This is a genomic window from Sphingobium sp. WR1, assembly GCF_059693745.1.
This window is the reverse complement of record NZ_JCATID010000041.1, coordinates 16,401-35,388: the sequence shown is the minus strand read 5'-3', so window position 1 is coordinate 35,388 and position 18,988 is coordinate 16,401. Positions and strand designations below refer to the sequence as shown.

Here is an 18,988-nt window from a genome sequence, read left to right as displayed (position 1 = left end):
GACGACTTTTACGCCGCCCGCAGCAGGACTATCCCGCCGCTACCGTGGTCGAATATTGCTCCGCCGTTCTCACGGTCTGTCGGTGGCGTTCGCAGCCTCCTCCTTCTTCCTCAGTTTCTTCAGCTTCGGCGGCGGAGCGCTGGTCTGATGGGCGAAGAGAACCTCCCCGGATTTGCGGCGCCGGTGCACCGGGCGCTTGCCGAACCGATCCTGCTCGCCGGGGCGCCGCGCGCGCTCGCGATCTTCAACGGCACGCTCGCCGCCGCGGTCGGCATCGGCCTCCGCTTATGGATCGCAGGCATCGTGATCGCACTCGTCGGTCACGGCCTCTGCGTCTTCGCCGCGCGCCGCGACGCGCAGATCCTTCCCGTCGCGCGGCGCCATGTCGCGCTTCCCACAATTTTCGAAAGCTGATCCTCATGATGTTCCTGCGCGAACATGCCAAGCGCCCCACGCGGCTTGCCGATTTCCTGCCCTGGGCGGCGATGATCGCGCCCGGCGTGATCCTGAACAAGGATGGCAGCTTCCAGCGCACGCTACGCTTTCGCGGTCCCGACCTCGACAGCGCAACGCAGTCCGAGCTCATCGCGACCTCGGCGCGGCTGAATGCCGCCTCGACCCACGCCCCGTGATCGTCCGCTAGGTCGGGCAACGCTACCAGCCGTTTCGGAGGAGGTACCCCTCGAGTATCCCTTTCATATTCGACGAGAATGCGCGCGGCTTGCATACTGCGGGAAACCCCAAGCGTCCGCCGTGCGTCGAGCAAATATTTCTTCACTGTATTGGGTGAAAGGCCGATCTCAGAAGCAATCTCTTTGACTTCCAAATTTGCATAGAACAGCCGTAAGCATTCTTTCTGACGCTCATTCAAACGGTTCGACGGCCAATCATTCACGATTATCAGAACTCATGACAGAGTGCTCGGTGTTGCCACGTGGCGCTTTACGCAAAGCGTTCCGCCGCCATTCCAGTAAATGTCGCCCGCTACTGCACCGAAAAATGGATCGCTTCGACGGTAAGAATGTTGACCGATATACGCGAACGCGGGGATTGGCTGGGATATCAGCAGCATATTAGACTGGCGCAGCGATGCAGTCGTTATCCGGATTCAGTGTCCTTGGGATTCAGACCAGAATTTCGCGTGAAATTTCGTCGATACGGGTGGTACCGGTCAGCGCCATGGCCACTCGCATTTCGGCTTCGAGCAGGGACAGCATGTGCGCCACTCCGGCCTGCCCTCCTCCAGCCAAAGCATAAGCCCATGCGCGCCCGAGCAATACGCCCTTCGCGCCCAATGCCAGCATCCGCACGACGTCGAGCCCGGATCGGACACCGCCATCCGCAAGGATCGTCAGTTCGCCGCCGACCGCATCGGAAATGGCGGGCAGAGCCGAGACGGTTGAAGGCACCCCGTCGAGTTGGCGCCCCCCGTGATTGGACACCACCACGGCGTCGGCCCCGAGCCGGACGGCCTCCCGGGCATCCTCGACATCCAAAATGCCTTTGATGATCAGCGGTCCGGACCAGATCGACCGGATGAAGTCCAGTTCGCGCCATGTGACCGACGGGTCGAAATTGTCGCGCATCCAGGCAAAGAAATCCTCGAGCCCGCTTTTTTTGCCCAGCACGGGTGCCACATTGCCGAGGCTATGCGGGCGGCCCCATAGGCCGACATCCCATGCCCAGCGCGGACGCCGGATCGCCTGCCAGGTTCGGCGCGCCGCTCCTATAGGGCCCGGTGCCCCCGCGAGCCCCGAACGGTAGTCGCGATACCGAGATCCCGGCACCGGCATATCGACCGTGAACACGAGCGCCGTGCATCCGGCCTCACGCGCCTTGCCAAGCAGCTCCCGCATGAAGCCGCGGTCGCGGATCATATAGAGCTGTAGCCACAAAGGTTGCGTGACCGCCGCCGCGACCTCTTCCAGCGAGCAGGCCGATACCGTCGAAAGGCAGAACGGAATCCCCGCCGATTCCGCCGCACGCGCCGCCTGCACCTCTCCCCGGCGCGCAATCATTCCTGCCAGGCCGATCGGCCCGAATGCGACGGGCATCGACAGACGCCGCCCGAACCACTCGGTCGAAAAGTCGATGGCCGAAACATCGCGCAGAACGCGCTGACGCAGCGCGATCGCGGCGAGATCGTCGACGTTGCGCGCAAGCGTCGCTTCGGCATAGGAGCCGCCGTCGATATATTCGAACAGGAAGTGCGGAAGCCGCCGGCGCGCCAGTATGCGATAGTCCTGATGCGAGGCCGGTTTCATGCCGCGGCCTCCATCCGACCGGTCTCCTCGACCCACCGTACCCTATATCCTTCCAGGTCATCGGACAGCGGCACGACTTGCCGCAATGCCGCCGGCGGTCGCAATTGGGGATCGAGCAAACGCCGCGCGCCAAAGGAGGCGTCGCTGTCCAGGCTGCTCGTATAAACGGTGCAATCGGGGCGCAGACGCGCAAGCGCGCGGACAAAGGGCTCGGCCTGCGCAAACCGGCCTTCGACCAAAATGCGGTCGCGCGCGCCGATGAGCGAGAGCATGGTATCCGCTACCAGCGCGGCATAGAGCGCAATCGCGGTCCGGCGTTCGATGGCATCGACGGGCCGCGCGATCCATTGTCCGCGATGGCGTGGAAACGGTCCCGCCCCCGGTACAAAACCGGGAAGCACCATTGCGCCAGCATCGAGTACGCGGGGAACCGCTGCCAGCAGGGCCGGCTGATCGGCGGCAATGTCGATTCGCTGCGCCGCATCTTCGACAAGCATCTCGATTTCGCGTCCACCCATGAAGCGCGCCGATGGAATGGCGTGGCCATAGGCGTCGACATTGGCCAGACAGTCCCGCGCCTCGGGAAGCGCCGCGAGATCGATCGGATGGCCCGGATCGGGCGTGCGCATCGCGACGAACCAGGTTCCCGTCGACAGCACGGTCGCATCGTTCCGGGCGATTTGTGGAAAAGCGCGAGCCGCGAGCAACGCCGCGTTGGAATCATGCAATCCGCAATGGACGCGCACCGTATCGGGAAGCCCGGTGCGGGCCGCCCAATCAGGCAGCAACGTACCAAGAACGGCATCTGCGCGCCTGAGCGGCGCGAGCTTGTCCCCCCATCCCCGACGGATCGCCAGAGCCGAAGGCGCGCCAGCCAAGGGCCGCCAGAGATCGCTGTGGCAACCGAGGCTCGTGACTTCGGAGGCCGCGACGCCCGACAGCAGCCACGCCCAATATTGCGGCCACGGCACGATTGTCGCGCCGTCGCCCAGCAGGCCCGGCACCATTCGTTCCAATCGGTGCAACTGGGCACCAAGGTTCAAGCCACCGGGCAGCGACGGCGATCCGGTCTGAGCAAATGCGTCGCGCTCGCGTTCATAGGACGCGCGATCATCGTCCGAATCCATCTCTTCATAGTCCAGCGGCGGATAGGCCAACTCACCGTCGCGGATGATCGTCACGGCGGCACCATGGCCCACTGGAACGATCGCTTCGATCGGCGCCATTTGCCCGAAGTCGGCAAGCACCGCCGCCAGCCAGGCCTCGATTCCCGCAGTATCGAGCGCCTTATGCCGCCCGGCCGAGACGGATTGATTGGGACGGTCGCGCCTGGCGATCAGCCCGCCTGCGGCATCGAAAAGGCTGAGCTTTGCCATGCTCTTACCAATGTCCAGAACGACGACATGCCCACGCACCATCTTCTCCTTTACGACAAATTTTGATCGATATTTATCGAAATAGATTGCATATTGCCACAGCTTTCGTTAGATTCGCGCAAATTCAATAGTTATCGAGAGAGAATGCTGGATGGAAGATATCCTTCGGGCCGGAACGAATGCCGCCACCAAATCCGCCCTTCCGTTTGCCGTGCCCGCAAATCGCTGGTCTGACGCCGAAGCGAAAGGGAAAACGCAGGAAGAGCTGCTCCTCTATCGTTCCAACCTGCTCGGATCGGATTTGACCGTAACCAATTTCGGGGGAGGGAACACGTCAGCAAAGACGGTCGGACGCGACCCCCTGACCGGTACCGAAACCCCCGTGCTGTGGGTCAAAGGGTCGGGCGGCGACCTCGGCTCGATGAAGCGCGACGGCCTCGCGACGCTCTACCTCGACAAATTGCTGGCACTCGAAGGCCTCTATCGCGGCGTCGAGCATGAAGACGAGATGGTGGACTATCTTCCCCACTGCACCTTCGGCCTGAACCCACGCGCTGCCTCGATCGATACGCCGCTCCACGGCTATCTGCCCTTTGCCCATGTCGACCATGTCCACCCCGACGCAGTGATAGCGCTGGCGGCGTCGACCGGCGGGGAGACGGCCACACGCGAAATCTGGAACGGGACGGTCGGGTGGCTGCCGTGGAAACGCCCGGGCTTCGATCTGGGTCTCAGGCTGCGTGACTATGCCGCGGCCAATCCCGGTTTGCGGGGCGTAATGCTCGCGGGGCACGGCATCATTTGCTGGGCGGACAGCGCGAAGGCCTGCTACGATAACACCATCAGCCTGATCGCCGATGCCGCGGAGTATCTGAACAAGCGGATGGCGGGCAAACCTGCCTTTGACGGAGAGAAGGTCGCGCCACTAAGTGCGGAAGATCGCCGGACGGCAGCGGCCGGACTTATGCCTCGCCTTCGCGGCCTCATGGCCGGCGCGCGCGCCAAGGCGGCGCACTTTTCCGACGATCCCGAAACGCTCGAATTTGTCGGCAGCCGGGATTTCGATCGCCTCGCCGCGATCGGCACATCCTGCCCCGACCACTTCCTTCGGACCAAGATCACTCCGCTGACGCTCGACCCCACGCGGCTCGACGAGGAGGGCTATCTTGAGGCGGCCATTGCGGACTATCGCGATGGCTACGCCGCCTATCACAATCGCTGTGCGCGACCCGGCGATCCCGCGATGCGCGATCCCAATCCCGTTGTCGTGCTGGTGCCCGGCATCGGTCGGATGACATTCGCTGCCGACAAGACCACCGCCCGGCTGGCGGGGGAATTTTACGGCAATGCCATCAATGTGATGCGAGGCGCCGAGGCGATCGGGGCTTATATCGGCCTCAGCGAGAGCGAGGCGTTCAGGATCGAATATTGGGCGCTGGAGGAGGCTAAGCTTCAGCGCATGCCCAAACCCCGCCCGCTTGTCGGCAAGATCGCACTGATAACGGGCGGCGCGGGGGGTATCGGCCTCGCCACTGCACACCGGCTGCTGCGCGAGGGCGCCTGCGTGATGCTCGCCGACCGCGATGGCGAAGTGCTCCGAACGGCAATGGAGGAACTCCAAGCCGGCTTCGGCGGCGACAATGTCCGCATGGCGATTTGCGACGTGACCGACGAAACGCAGGTACAGTCGGCGTTCGATCTATGCGCGCTGGAATTCGGAGGGCTCGACATATTGGTCGCCAACGCCGGCATCGCCTCGTCGGCGCCGATCGAGGAAACGACCGTGGCGATCTGGCAGAAAAATTACGACGTGCTTGCCGAAGGATATTTCCTCACCGCACGGGCCGCCTTTCCGCTGATGCGCCAGCAGGGCGGCGGCTCGATCGTGTTCATCGGATCCAAGAATGCACTGGCCGCCGCTACCAATGCTTCGGCCTACGCCTCCGCCAAGGCGGCGGCCCTCCATCTCGCGCGTTGCCTGGCGCTCGAAGGCGCGCCACACGGCATACGCGTCAACACCGTCAATCCCGACGCGGTGATCAAGGGATCACGAATCTGGGATGGTGGCTGGCGCAAGGAACGCGCGGGCGCCTACGGCGTCGATGCCGGCGAGGAACTTGAGGAATTCTACCGCCTGCGCTCGATGCTCAAGCGCAACGTGCTGCCCGAGGACATCGCAGAGGCCGTCCTGTTCCTTGCCGGCGATGCCTCTGCCAAATCGACGGGCAACATCGTCAATGTCGATGCGGGCAATGCGCAGGCCTTTACGCGCTGATACCGCGACGACAGATGAAAGCCGATAACGGCCAGTTGGACGAGAGGACATGAGCGTGACGGCACTGCCACTATCCGAGGACCAGATCGACGCGCAGAATGCGCTACATCTGGATGCCTTGCACGACGAATATGACAGCCTGGGCCGCCAGCTTGCCCGGCGGGGCGTGACGATCGACACCGTCAAGGCGCGCGTTGCGGGCTTTTCGGTTGCGGTACCGAGCTGGGGCGCGGGGCGCGGGGGCACGCGCTTCGCAAAATTTCCGCTTCCCGGCGAGCCGACGACGATTCACGAGAAGCTCGAGGACTGCGCCGTCGTCAATCAGCTCTCACGCGTAACGCCGCGCGTCAGTCCCCATTTCCCATGGGACAAGGTCAGCGACTATGCGGCGTTGCGCGAGGAGGCGGCCGCGCTCGGTCTTGGCTTCGATGCCGTAAACTCCAATAGTTTTCAGGATCAGCACGACCAGGCCGTCAGCTATGCCAATGGCAGCCTCGCCTCCACGGATCCCAAAGCCCGCGCGCAGGCGATCGAGCACAATATCGAATGTATCGAGATCGGGCGGCAGCTCGGTGCGAGCGACCTCACGATTTGGGTGGGCGACGGCACCAATTTTCCTGGCCAGCAGGATCTTGCGCGTTCGCTCGACCGCTATCTCGATTCGGCGGCGCAGGTCTATGCCGCGCTGCCCGATAGCTGGCGGATGCTCATCGAACACAAGATGTTCGAGCCGGCCTTCTATTCGACGGTGATCGCCGACTGGGGAAGTTCGATCCTCGCCGCGCAAGAACTGGGCCCCAAGGCCCAGTGCCTCGTCGACCTTGGCCACCACGCGCCCAACGTCAACATCGAGCAGATCGTCGCGCGTCTGCATCGGTTCGGCAAGCTGGGCGGTTTCCATTTCAACGACAGCAAATATGGCGACGACGATCTCGACAGCGGATCGATCAATCCGCATCAGCTTTTCCTGGTCTTCAACGAACTTGTCGAAGCCGAACGCAACCCGCGTCAAGGCTTTGCGCCCGCTTATATGATCGACCAGTCGCACAATGTGACCGATCCCATAGAGAGCATGATCTCGTCCGCCGAAGCGATTGTTGCGGCCTTCGCCAAGGCGGTTCTCGTCGACCGCAACCAGCTTCGCCAGGCCCAGGAGGACAATGACGCGATGGCGGCGTTTCAGACGCTTCGCCGCGCCTATCGTACCGACGTTACGCCGATCCTTGCCATGGCGCGAATGGAAGCAGGCGGTGCGATCGACGCGCTCGCAGCATATCGTGTGAGCGGGTGGCGCGCCCGCATGGCACAGAAGCGCAAACCCGTGGGGCTCGGCGCTGGCATTGTTTGAGCGAATTTGCTTGAAACGGGCATTAGGAAGCGGAAGAACGGGCGGAGATATTCGTCCGAAAGAGTAAAAATGCACGCGACCGAGCGCGAAAAGCGCATATTGAGCCTGTTGTCCGACCGCGGATTCATTTCATTTCCCGAACTGGAGCGCGGAATCGATGCCTCGCCCGCGACAATCCGGCGGGATCTTGAGCGGATGGCCGAGGAGGGTCTTTTGGAGCGCGTACGCGGCGGCGCCAAGCTCGCGGGCGAACCATCTCGCGAAAGATCCACGATAGCGAGCCTCGCGGGGGTTCCCTTTCACGAAAATATCGGCCGCAATCGTGCCGAGAAAGAGGCGATCGGACGGGCCGCCGCCCAACTTTGCCACGTTGGTGAAGGGGTGATGATCGATGGAGGATCAACGACGCTACAGATGTGCCCGCATCTGGCCGGACTCAACCTCCAGGTTCTCACCAACTCGCTCCACATCGTGAGCGCCCTGCTGCCACAGGCCGGCACGGGCATACTCGTTCCTTCGGGAACCGTGTTTCGCGAACAGAACATCATTCTTGCGGCACCGGGCGAGGAGAGCATGCCCCGCTTTCATGCGCCGAAACTCTTCATGGGTGCCGCGGCAATCGGCGCGCAGGGACTGATGCAGGCCGACATCGTACTCGTGACGGCCGAACGGCATCTGATCGAGCGGGCCGACGAAATCATTGTCCTCGTCGATCACACCAAGTTTCAAAGTTCCTCGGGCAATGTCGTGTGCGGGCTGGAGGAGATCGACGTCATCATCACGGACAGCGGCATCTCGGACGCGCAGGCACAGATGATCGAACGGGCCGGCATCAGGCTGATCGTCGCCAATCGCAAAGCAGGCTGAGGCGCGTCGCTCAGGTCGCGATCGCGTTGCCCCAACCGATGATGACCGTAGACAACACCAGCAATGCGACACCTGCCCACACCATCGCCCGCGTGCGCGGCGGCGCATCGCGCCACTCGTTGAAAGCGAAACCCCATAAGGTCCCGAAAATGATGATGCTCGCCATGTGAAGGGTCCAGGACGAGAAGCCGAAACGTCCCATCTGGCTTTCGCCCATCGTATAGAAGAAGAACTGAAAATACCACATCGTGCCGCCCAGCGCACAAAGCAGATAATTGCGCGTCAGCGGGATCCGAGCCCCGTCGGCCTGCCGATTCCTTCCCGCGCCGCCCAGCCATTCGGCGGCCGAGCGGTTACGGACTATCAGCCAGAGGCACCACAGAAAATTGGTGAGAAAGCCGCCAACCAGGACGACGCAGAGCACGGGGAGCCCCTGCCAGAGATGCCCCGTGCCGGCCGCAAGGCTTGCCTCGCGGATCGGTTCGCCGGCCGCGAGGCCATAGGCGAAACAGCTCGACATGATTCCGGAGAAGATCGCCACGCCAAGCCCCTTGCGAAAGGCAAACTCGGTGACGGCCCCGGTCGCATTTTGGGCGGCATCCTTCTCATGCCCGGCGCGCGCGACGGTCAGGATACCCACCATCGCAACCCCGATGCCCCCCAGAATGACGTTGCCGCTCGTGGTCGCGATGATCTGCTCGTGAAAATCGCCCGCAAAGATCGGCGGCACCAATGTGCCGAACGCCGTTGTCAGCCCGAGAGCGATTGCCATGCCGAGCGAAAGCCCAAGATAGCGCATGGTAAGCCCATATGTAAGACCCCCTAGCCCCCAGAGCGCGCCAAAGAACAGGCACCAGAACAGCGTCTCACCGGGCGTCCCGCCCAGCACGCCGAGCAGATTTTCGGTCTGGAGCGCCGCAAATACCCAGGGCCCCAGGAGCCAGGAGAAGACGCCGCCCGTCAGCCAGAATATTTCCCACGACCAGCGCCGCACACCCTTGTAGGGCACATAGAAGCTTGCCGAGGCGAGACCGCCCAGCCAGTGGAAAAGCAGGCCCAGCATCGGGTTGGGGGTCATCGCGATCCGTTCCGCTCGGAGAACAATATCGTCACTTGCGTGCCAAAAGCGTCACGGGGCCCATCAGCCCAGAGGGGCGCAGCTTTGCGTCGGGCATGTAGGTCGGCAGCGTGGTGAAACCGATCTTTGCCGCACCGGGCTGCGCGTCGCCGATCAACCGGTTCACCCAGAGATTGGTCACGCGCACCTCGATGCTGTTGCGACCGGGCTTGACGGCTTCGGCAATGTCGACGCGATGGGGTGCAAGCCAGGTGATACCGAGCGAACGGCCATTGACGAGCACCTCGGCGAGATCGCCGACCTTGCCGAGATCGAGCCAAAGCGGCTCCCCTTCACGCACGGCATGGGGCAGGTCGAAACTGCTCGAATAGCGCGCTGTGCCGGAGAAATAGCGGATGCCTTCGTCGGCATTCTCATCGAGTGGCGCCAATCGGTCCAGCGTCATACTGTCCGGTGCGCCGCGCCCTGGCTCGAAATGGACGCTCCACGGGGCGTCGATCGCCGCGATCACTCGATATTCGGGCTTGCTGATGGTCTCCGCAAGTTTCACCGCAGGTTTTCGGAAGACGACGAAGAATGCGTCATTCTCCTTCATCTCCAGCGGCACCACGGTGTGACCATTTTCGATGCGATAGGAGATGGGCTCGCTCTTACCCGTCTCGGCGCGCCAAATCTCCGGGCGCTTGCCTGTAACGCGAAAGCGCGCCTCGATCGTTTCGGCACGCGCCGTCCGGTTGGTCACGAAATAAATGTCGCCATCGTCGAGCCTGCGATGGACGAACATCAGCTTGCTGTCGGGCGCGGTTCCGGCATAGTCGAAGTCGCGCTCCACGCCGATCATCCGCAGCGCCTTGTCGATATCGTTATCCGCAATGACGCGGCCCCGCCCCGACGCCATGCCGCTCCACAGCCGATCCGCCAGCGCCGCAAATTCGGCTTGGTCATCGGCAAGGCTCGGCGATCCCAAAGGCTTGGCACCCACCACGACGGCACCGGCCTCGACGAGTGCGCTCAACCGCCGCAGTACGGGCAGCGTCATGCGTTGGCTGCTGCCGCCGAGATAGAGCGCGCGATATCGCGCACCGCCCGACGTCGTAAGCTGGCCGTCCTCAACCTTGAACTGATTGAGCAGCACATCGGCGTTGACGAAGTCATAACCATGGCCTTCGGGTGCGTCGTCGACCGGCCTGGTCCCGAACAAGCCCGTCAGCGGCGCTTCTTCACCATAGAAATAGGCGACGTCCGCGACGAAACGGCCTTGTTGCAGCAGCAAGGCGCTGCGCGACATATAATCGACCCAAGGTTTTGCCTGCTCGGCCCAGCTTTCGTGGCGGTTGAAATATTGACCGAAGATCGCAAGCGACAGTCCGGGCTTTTTTTCGATCGGTTGATGGACCGAGGTGTGGATCACGGGTCGGTTGACGCCGAGGGCAAATTCCATATCGATCATCGGCTTGAGATCGGCGGGCGCAAATGCCCAGGGGGAATAAGCCGATGTCAAGGACTCCGCCGCCACCAGATTCTGACCATAAACATGCGCGACCGATGCGGCGCCGCGCATATCCGCTTGATACGCCGGCTTGGGTTCGCTGCCGGGCTTGTGGGTCCACATTGCCGCCATGGGCACATCTGCGTTGCGCCGGATCGCCATGTCGTCGCCCAACGAGGGGCGCCCGAACTCGAGCGCCTCGGCGTAGTGCACCATGCCGCGCCCGCGGACACTCTCACCAATTTGTGCATAATGGCTGTCGGCCAGCAGGTCGCCGATCGTGCGGCGGAAATCATAGAGGAACGCGTCGCTCTCCTCCGCCCCTTCGACCACCGTGCCCGTCAGCGCGGGAAGCCAAGGCATCGGATCATATCCTCGCAATCGACGGAACTGCGCAATCATGTCGCCGGTCCAGTTCATCGCGCCGACTTCGATGCTGTCGTTGAGCAGCGCATTGACCCCACGCTTGCCGAGCAGTTCGGGGCCCGTCGCCTTCAGATAAGTGTCGAGATAGGTTTCGATATAGTCCTTCACCGCGGCGCGATCGAGCTTGTCGACCTCGAGTCCGGTCGCTTCGGCTGTGGCCGGATGGTTACGCTTGCCCGTGAGCGAGTATCCAAAGCGCAACACCTTCCATCGCCCCGCGGGCGGAGTCCAGTCGAGGCGCCCGTCGGGCGTCATTTTCCCGGTCAGGTCGATCACCTCTTCCTTTGGCACGAAGCGGCCCCCGGACCCGGCCGGCGTAGCCAGCGCATAATAATCGGGAACGACACCAAATCCCGCCTTCTGCTCGAAGCGGTTGACACGCGCGTCACTGTTCAGAGCGAACTCGCTGACGCGGATTGTGGAGCGATCGGCAGGCGCGCCAAAGGAAATGATAGCCGCCCCGGGCACGCTGCCCAGACGCGTGAGGCCCTCGGCCTCGCTAAAGGGGCCGAAACGAACGCGGAAACTGCGCGCAGTGACCGGCGGGAAACTAATGGTGTGCTGTGGTACGCCGCCTCCGGGAAATTCGGCCACGCGCCGGAAATTTATACCGTCGGTACTGGCCTCCAAATAGGCTGTCGGCACCGCCGCGCCGAGCAAGCTTGTCGAAATATGCAACCCCAGGGTCGCAGCGCGGATCGTTTGAGGTTCGGCATAATCGGCGCGAAGCCAAGCCGGTTTCGTTTCGCTGCCCGCAGGGATTGCGACCGATGTGGCCTGCCGACCGTCGGAAAGCGCCGCAGTATCGGCAAGATCGCCGCTTGTGCTCAGCTTCGCTTGCGGCGGGGCGGCATCGGGCAGACGATAAGCGACCACCACCGTATCGGCATAATGGTCGGGAACCGCCTCGCCGGTATCCGTCGCCACCAGTTCCTTTTCCGCGGGCAGGTCCTGGAACGGACCCGTCACCGCGGGTGGCTTGGCAAGGCTGCCGTTGAAGCGGCGGCCTCCTGCTACAATGGTCTCGCTCCAAACGAATTTCTTGATGGCCTGTTCGGGCCTGACCCATGGGCCGCCCGTCTCGCTCCACCCCGGCGACGATGCGATCGCGAATTCGAGCCCCAATTGATCGGCAAGCCGCGCTGCGTGACGGAACACTTTCTGCCAATCGGCATCCATATAGATCAGCCGCTTGTCGACCACCTGCGGCGTGAGCAGATGCGCGTCAAAATTTTGCAGGCCGCCAATCCCGACCCGCTTCATCCATTCGAGATCGCGGCGGATGCCTTCCTCGGTGATATTGCCGTTCATCCAGTGCCACCAGACCCGAGGGCGAGCTTCATTGGGTGGATCGCGGAACCCGTCTTCAAGCGAGACGGACGCTTCGCGGGCGATGGCGCCGCCATCCACCATCGTCGACCCGAGCAGCAATGCGACCAGCATCCCGCGCCGCGATATCTTACGTGCGATCGTCATCATTTCTGTCACCTTGCCACCTAGACCGCTTTGGCGGTTCTCAAAATTTGACCTTCCCGGACACAAAGAAGGCCCGCGGCTGGATCGTGATGATATTGAAAAGCTGATCCTCGTTTGCGGCGCGTTGCGCAGGCGTAAAGGCTTGGCGGTCCAGCGACGCGACCAGCCCGCCCGCGGGCGCCCAACTCATCACGCCCTTGCCGTTAAGAACATTATTGATGTTCGCCGAGATGCTGACTTTTTCGGTGAAATTATAGGTGGCGCCAATATCGATCTGGCTAAAGGCAGGCAGATCGAATGTGTTGAAGCGATTGGCCGCGCGGGCACCCATATATTTCCAGGTCAGAAAGCTCGTGAATCGGTCCGATGGCGTGAAGCGCAGCGTCGTCGTCGCCATAAGCTTGGCATTATTGTCGGCGTCACCGTCGGGGACCGCGCTGATGCTGTCGTCGGCAGGACCGAGACCGTTCGCGATCCACACCGCGAAATTCCTGGACTGGGGATCCTGGACCGTCACGGCCGTCCGCAGATTGACGCTGTCGGTCACGTCGACATCGCCTTCGATTTCGACACCCCAGGTCTCGGTCGTCGCGAAGAGAGTCGGGGGGGTGTAGAAGCTGCCGTCGGCATTCTGGAAGACCTGGGTTGTTCCGACCCGGCTCAGCTTGCTGTAAAATGGGCTAACCGATGCGTGGAAGCGGTCGCCATTGTGGCGATAGCCCAGTTCGATCTGCTGCACCTTTTGCGACACCGGGCGAACATTATCGATCTCCGCCGGCGTATCGAGGGTGATGAAGAAGGCGAAATCGGGCGCCTTCTTGCCCTGCGAATAGCGTGCGTAAACGATGTTTCTGTCGTCGAAACGATAAGTCATCGCGCCGGAGAAGGAAAAATAATCGAGCGAATGATCGTAACGCAGCGGTGCGCTGAGCGTTGTCTGGCAATTGTCGTAGAGGGTATCTACATTGTTGTCGGCGCCCCCGTAAGTCGGGTCGAAACACCGCGGGTTGGCGATGCTCGTCTGGTTGGCGCCTTTAACCCGGATCTTTTCATAGCGCGCACCCCAGTCGATCGACAGCCGGTCGGTCAGCGTCCAGTCATGGCCGAAAAAGATCGACAGTTGCTTTTGCCGACCGGTGTTGCGGACGGCGCGTTGGCCGATCGCGGTGAAGCCTGACGGGTCGGTCAGTTGCTGGACGGTCCCGCTTGGGCCGGTATAGGTGATGTCGAGCAGATCGGGATTGTCAACGAGGGGCGAAAGCCCGATGCCGCCCCCCCCGTTGATCAGTTCGATACCAGAGGTGGCGAAGAATGCCCCGAGCTTGAAGCTCATGGTATCGAACCTCTTGGTAATCGAGAGCTGGTCCATCCATTCCTCGACCGACGGTTCATAGCTATAGGCGACTTGCGAAAGCACGCCGTTCTGGAGCACGCTCTGGTTGGGCAGGCTGTTGCTGACTACGTTGATCTGCCCGGCGGCATTCCGGCTGAGCTGCGCGACAATATTCCCCGTTGAGCGATCGGTGTATGTGTACGCGCCGGGACGCAAGGCATTGAGGAAGACATTGAGAACCGGATCGTCGATCGCCAGCGGAAAAATCACCGCGCCGGTCGTCCAGTCGGCCCGGTTGTCCGCATATTTCAGATTATTCGAGATCGACCAGCCATCACCGAATTCATGATCGATTTTGAGGCCGATCGTGGTCGACTTGCTGTGCGCAAGCTTGCTCGGATCCCAACTCTGTTCTGGCGCACCGATATAGGCATTGAAGCGATGCCGGCCCGATTTGGGCGGCAAGGGCGAGAAGGCGTTGCCGAGCTCGGGAACCGCCTTAGGATCGTTGAAGTTGCGCGCAGGGACGAACTCGAAAAAGCCGTTTCGATCGTCCAGATACTTGCCATAGAGTTGCACGGTGCCGCTGCCATAATCCCACAGGAGATTGGCCTTGATCTGGCCGCCACGATTGAGCGAGTAGCCCGGGTCACGCGCGCCCGTACTGTCGCGATAGAAGCCGCCGATGCTGTAATAGAGCGTGTCGGCGAGTTGCCCGGCGGCAAAGGCATCGACGCGGTAATAGGGGTTTTTGCCATTACCCTCGAGACCGAAGCGGCCACTGACTTCGACCCCCGGATCGCTTCGGCCGCTTCGCGAGATATAGTTGAAGATGCCGCCTGGTGCATTCGGGCCGGTGACGACCGCAGTTCCGCCACGCAGCGCTTCGAGCCGCGCCAGACTCAAGTCCTGTCGGTAAAAGAAATCCGGTCCGAAATTATTGAAGGTGACGTTAGTGACCGGCAGCCCGTCCTCCTGCAATGACACATAATAATAGCCATTGGCGCCGTCCGATGAATTGGCCGATACGCCGCGCGAATAGACGATGTTGCGGACTTCGCCGAGCGCGGAATTGACGAATACGCCAGGAACATTCTTGAGCAGATCCGCCGCGCTGAGCGGGGCGATTTGCTGAATCTCGGCCGACCGCAAAACCGAGACGGCGGCTGACGGCCTGGCGCTCGACCCTGCCACATTGCCGGTGACGACGATTTCCTCGACTTCGGGCTCGGAGCCCGCCGCCTGCTCCATCTCCTCCGCTCGCACCTGTGCTCCGATGAGCAAGGAAGCAGCGCCAACTCCGGTCAGGACCGACGCACGAAATGAGACCGTCGACAAGCGCATATCATCCCCTCCAACCAATGGTGCCGGCGATCGCTTGGTGCATCGCCATAATGAGCCTTTATGGATCATTGAGACAAATTTTGGAGCATGTCAATCGTTTTTGATCATTATTGCTCATTATGTGATCGATACTGCGGACATCGGATCGCGCGGGCCGTGACGCGACAGAAAGCGCGTCCGCCCTATCTTCCGCTATTTGGTGGAATGCCCTGCCCAGCGACCCCGAGAGCGTCCGCAGCCGCCGCGCATGTGTCGGGATCGGACGATCGATGAGCGAGCGGATTGGACCCGCATGGGGAGGGAGTAGCGGAGCGGCGCGGCCCTGGCCATTCGGGACGCGGGGCGGCGCACACCAGGCTCATCTGCGCACCATCGGTCGCCCGAACCGGAAGCGTGGCAGCATCATAATTGTCGAGGCAGAAGATATTGACACCGAAATGATCGGGAGCGGCGCGCTTGCGGTGAAAGACATAGATGCCGCAGCGTCGGCAGAAAAAATGTTTGGCCCGCCTGCTGTTCCATTCATAGAGTGCGAGCAGGTCCTGCCCCTGTTCGACACGCAGCGCCGCCTCCGGCACTTTCACCATCCGCGCGCTGCGTTTCATGCACAGCGAGCAATCGCATGTGGTCAACTCGGCCGGCTCGTGGGCGATGGTAAAGACCACGCCGCCGCAATGACAAGATCCGCGATGGCGGGGCGTCATTGCGACGGTCCTGCCGGAGCGTAGGCACCTGCTTCCATAGGAGGGACTGGATCCGCCTGCACCAGGGCGGGGAGAGCGGGTTCGATCACGCGGAGTACATGATCGACATAGAGCGACCTTTCTCCCACCGGGGCAACATAATGCAGCGCCTCGCGCGCGTGATCGATCGAAGCGCCACGCGCGATGATCCACGCGGCAAGATATGGCGCAGCGAGACAGCCACCCGCCGTCGCGACATTCCCGTGCGCGGCGAATGGCGCGTCGATGACCTCGACGCCCGCTTCGATCACCCAGGGCTTCGTCGTCAGATCGGTGCAGGCCTGCACGCCATCGACAAGGCCAAGCTTCGCAAGCAGCAATGTTCCCGAACATTGTGCCGCGATCAGTTGGCATGCAGGGTCGAGTCGCAAATGGGCGAGCAGGTCGGAATCGCCGGCTATGTCGCGGGTCCGAATGCCGCTGCCGATCAGCACGACATCTGCCTCCTTCACGAACGCAAGCGAACGCTGCCGCTGCACCGTGACGCCGTTCATCGACGCGACCCATTCCGTCGGCGCGGTGATATGGGCACGCCATCCGTGGGGGCGAAGGCGGTTGATGATCGTCGCAGCAACGAAGGAATCCAGCTCATTGTATCCATCGAAGGTGAGGACCGCGACCTGCATCACCATTCACCCTGCCCGGAAAAAAGCGTTCTGCTGGCCCCCGCCACCCAGACCTGACCAGCGCTGTCCCGATCGACATGAATCCGGCCGCTTCGTCCCAGCCGCGTGCCTTGGGCCGCGACATAGGAATCCGTCGCCCGGCCGCTTCCAAACAGCCACTGACCAACCGAGGCATTGAGGCTGCCGGTCACGGGATCTTCGATCAGCGCACCCTGCGCATCGCTGAAGAATGCGCGAATTTCGAAAGCGACTGCGCTCCCCGCGGCGTGAGGGCCGACGACGCCAATATCGATTCTTTCTCCTGGCCGCCGGTCGGGATCAAGGGCCAGAACGGCGTCGGCCGAATCGAGCATCACCGCGATCCAGCCAGGGCCATTGTCGGCCCAGGCGGCGTCGACGATCGTGCCCGGTTCGATCCGCAATTTATGCGCCACCCGCTCGATCTCCGCTTCTGTCGGTCGGCCGCCACGGAGCAACTTGGGCGCCGCAAAGGCTAGGCGTCCGCTATCGCGACGGATCGTCACCAGCCCCGCGCCGCATTGCTGGACGACAAGACCGTCATTTTTCGGACGTCCGCCGACTTCCAGCCAGGCGTGGGCACTACCGAGCGTCGGGTGCCCGGCAAAGGGCAATTCGTGCGCCAGCGTGAAAATGCGCACGCGATAATCGGCGGCCGGATCGGTCGGAGGCAGAAGAAAGGTGGTCTCCGACAGATTGAGCCAGCGCGTGATCGCCTGCATGGCATCTGTCGTCAGGTCGGCGGCATCGGTCAGCACCGCGACGGGGTTACCGGCAAAATTTTCCGCGCCGAACACATCCACAAGACGAAAGGGATAGGTCATATCTGTACTCCAACGGGTGATCGCACCAAATTAACTTGGCGCGGTCGGAACCGAAAGGTAGGGATCAGCACAGTTTCACCAAACTGTAATGGTCGCATGAGCAGAACAATGACAACCCATGCCGATGAAACACGCACGGGGCGGGTCGTGCGCACGATCCGCAGCCGGATCGATGCGCGCACGCTGACGCCGGGCGCAAAGCTCCCTTCGATACGAGCAATGGCAGATGCGATGGGCGTGGCACGCTCGACCGTGGTGGAGGCGTATGAACGCCTCGCGGCAGAAGGCATGATCCGGTCCCGCCCCGGATCGGGCTTCTATGTCACCGCGCCGCTCGCTCCGCTGGCGCTCGATCGGATGGGCGAGGTTGCCGAGCGTGAGGTCGATCCCCTGTGGATGCTTCGGCAATCATTGGGGGACCGGCGCGACTGCCTGATGCCGGGTTGCGGCTGGCTGCCGGATGAATGGCTGGCGGGAGATGCGCTGCGCAAGGCGGTTCGCAAGGCCACGCGAAGCGAGAGCGGGAACATATTGGCCGGCTATGCCTCGCCGCTGGGATCGTTATCGCTGCGCCTTCTGCTGGCGCGGCGCCTGGCCGAGCAGGGCGTCGAAACCGGCCCCGACCATATCCTTTTGACCGACAGCAGCACGCATGCGCTCGATCTCGTCTGTCGGTTTCTTCTTGAACCCGGCGATACGGTGTTGGTCGACGATCCCTGCTATTTCAATTTTCTCGCCTTGCTGCGCGCGCACCGCGCGTCAGTCGTCGGCGTGCCGATGACCCCGGCCGGCCCGGACCTCGCCGCATTCGCGGAGGCGGCCGCGAAGCATCGGCCGCGCTTCTACCTGACCAATTCGGCGGTGCATAATCCGACCGGCGCCACGCTTGCCGCACCGACCGCGCACCGCGTGCTCAAACTGGCCGAAATGAACGACATGCTGATCGTCGAAGACGATATTCTCTGCGATTTCGAGCCAGGAGTCGCGCCGCGCCTTGCCGCTTTTGACGGACTCGACCGGGTGATCCGTATCGGCAGCTTTTCCAAATCGCTGTCCGCCGCTGTCCGGTGCGGTCATATCGCGGCGCGAGCCGACTGGATCGAGGCGCTGGCCGATTTGCGCATCGCAACCTCGATGGCGGGCAGCCCGCTCTCGGCGGACTTGGTCCACAACGTCTTGACCAATGGCAGTTATCGCCGACATCTGGAAGCTGTCCGCGCCCGGCTGGCCCGCGCCATGGCGACCGTCGCCGGGCGTTTGCGGGCGGTGGGGGTCGAACCTTGGATCGAACCACAGGCCGGCATCTTCCTATGGGCCAGACTACCCGACGGAGTGGACTCTGTGGAACTCGCCCGGCGCGCGCTCGTCGAGCAGATCGTGCTCGCCCCCGGTCCCGTCTTTAGCGCGGGCGGCCATTGGCGCGATTATATGCGGTTCAATGTTGCGATGAGCGGTGACGACCGTCTGTACCACTTCCTGCGTCAATCCTTGTAAAGACCGC

13 protein-coding genes and 3 pseudogenes are annotated in these 18,988 nt (G+C 62.4%); 7 read left to right on the top strand and 9 right to left on the bottom strand.

Going from position 1 to position 18,988, the window contains the following annotated elements; all coding sequences use genetic code 11:
• Nucleotides 1-70: 70 nt before the first annotated feature.
• From AC58EF_RS26605 to AC58EF_RS26595, 3 genes and pseudogenes are all read left to right on the top strand, one after another.
• A pseudogene (locus tag AC58EF_RS26605) lies at nt 71-148 on the top strand (TrbC/VirB2 family protein); the annotation flags it as partial.
• Entirely contained in the window at nt 148-414 is a 267-nt protein-coding gene (locus AC58EF_RS26600) for a VirB3 family type IV secretion system protein (protein WP_497279456.1), read from the top strand. The pseudogene AC58EF_RS26605 and the gene AC58EF_RS26600, both read left to right, overlap by 1 nt.
• Nucleotides 415-419: 5 nt before the next feature.
• Nucleotides 420-614 (top strand): annotated as a pseudogene (locus AC58EF_RS26595) (hypothetical protein); the annotation flags it as partial.
• A 107-nt stretch (nt 615-721) separates the two neighbouring features.
• On the opposite strand, the pseudogene AC58EF_RS26590 reads toward AC58EF_RS26595, so the two are convergent.
• From AC58EF_RS26590 to AC58EF_RS26580, 3 genes and pseudogenes are all read right to left on the bottom strand, one after another.
• A pseudogene (locus tag AC58EF_RS26590) lies at nt 722-895 on the bottom strand (helix-turn-helix transcriptional regulator); the annotation flags it as partial.
• 229 nt (nt 896-1,124) lie between these two features.
• Nucleotides 1,125-2,264 carry an FMN-dependent L-lactate dehydrogenase LldD gene (lldD, locus tag AC58EF_RS26585; protein WP_497279455.1) on the bottom strand — a complete coding sequence of 380 codons (1,140 nt, stop codon included), beginning with the start codon at nt 2,262-2,264 and terminating at the stop codon, nt 1,125-1,127.
• Nucleotides 2,261-3,682, bottom strand: coding sequence for an FGGY-family carbohydrate kinase (locus tag AC58EF_RS26580; RefSeq protein WP_497279454.1), 1,422 nt, complete (start codon nt 3,680-3,682; stop codon nt 2,261-2,263). Before AC58EF_RS26580 ends, lldD begins: the two co-directional genes overlap by 4 nt.
• A 109-nt stretch (nt 3,683-3,791) precedes the next feature.
• Between AC58EF_RS26580 and AC58EF_RS26575 the strand changes: the two genes are divergently transcribed.
• From AC58EF_RS26575 to AC58EF_RS26565, 3 genes are all read left to right on the top strand, one after another.
• Nucleotides 3,792-5,915 carry a bifunctional rhamnulose-1-phosphate aldolase/short-chain dehydrogenase gene (locus AC58EF_RS26575; RefSeq protein WP_497279453.1) on the top strand — a complete coding sequence of 708 codons (2,124 nt, stop codon included), beginning with the start codon at nt 3,792-3,794 and terminating at the stop codon, nt 5,913-5,915.
• Nucleotides 5,916-5,964: 49 nt separating this feature from the next.
• A complete protein-coding gene (gene rhaI / locus AC58EF_RS26570) occupies nt 5,965-7,263 on the top strand; it encodes an L-rhamnose catabolism isomerase (RefSeq protein WP_497279452.1) in 1,299 nt (432 codons plus the stop codon).
• Between the two features lie 69 nt (nt 7,264-7,332).
• A complete protein-coding gene (locus tag AC58EF_RS26565; RefSeq protein ID WP_497279451.1) occupies nt 7,333-8,130 on the top strand; it encodes a DeoR/GlpR family DNA-binding transcription regulator in 798 nt (265 codons plus the stop codon).
• 10 nt (nt 8,131-8,140) lie between these two features.
• Here the strand turns inward: AC58EF_RS26565 and rhaT are convergent, their stop codons facing one another.
• From rhaT to AC58EF_RS26535, 6 genes are all read right to left on the bottom strand, one after another.
• Complete coding sequence (gene rhaT / locus AC58EF_RS26560; protein WP_497279450.1) at nt 8,141-9,208, bottom strand: L-rhamnose/proton symporter RhaT; 1,068 nt, start codon at nt 9,206-9,208, stop codon at nt 8,141-8,143.
• A gap of 31 nt (nt 9,209-9,239) precedes the next feature.
• Nucleotides 9,240-12,599 carry a glycosyl hydrolase gene (locus AC58EF_RS26555; protein ID WP_497279449.1) on the bottom strand — a complete coding sequence of 1,120 codons (3,360 nt, stop codon included), beginning with the start codon at nt 12,597-12,599 and terminating at the stop codon, nt 9,240-9,242.
• 40 nt (nt 12,600-12,639) lie between these two features.
• Entirely contained in the window at nt 12,640-15,276 is a 2,637-nt protein-coding gene (locus AC58EF_RS26550; protein WP_497279448.1) for a TonB-dependent receptor, read from the bottom strand.
• A 182-nt stretch (nt 15,277-15,458) separates the two neighbouring features.
• Nucleotides 15,459-15,980, bottom strand: coding sequence for a GFA family protein (locus tag AC58EF_RS26545; RefSeq protein WP_497279447.1), 522 nt, complete (start codon nt 15,978-15,980; stop codon nt 15,459-15,461).
• Entirely contained in the window at nt 15,977-16,645 is a 669-nt protein-coding gene (locus AC58EF_RS26540) for a DJ-1/PfpI family protein (RefSeq protein WP_497279446.1), read from the bottom strand. The genes AC58EF_RS26545 and AC58EF_RS26540 overlap by 4 nt, the downstream gene beginning before the upstream one ends.
• Nucleotides 16,645-17,487, bottom strand: a complete 843-nt coding sequence (locus tag AC58EF_RS26535; protein ID WP_497279445.1) for a PhzF family phenazine biosynthesis protein — start codon at nt 17,485-17,487, stop codon at nt 16,645-16,647. The genes AC58EF_RS26540 and AC58EF_RS26535 overlap by 1 nt, the downstream gene beginning before the upstream one ends.
• Before the next feature lie 108 nt (nt 17,488-17,595).
• Here AC58EF_RS26535 and AC58EF_RS26530 point away from each other — a divergent pair, with 108 nt between their 5' ends.
• Nucleotides 17,596-18,981, top strand: a complete 1,386-nt coding sequence (locus tag AC58EF_RS26530) for an aminotransferase-like domain-containing protein (protein ID WP_497279444.1) — start codon at nt 17,596-17,598, stop codon at nt 18,979-18,981.
• Nucleotides 18,982-18,988 lie beyond the last annotated feature (7 nt).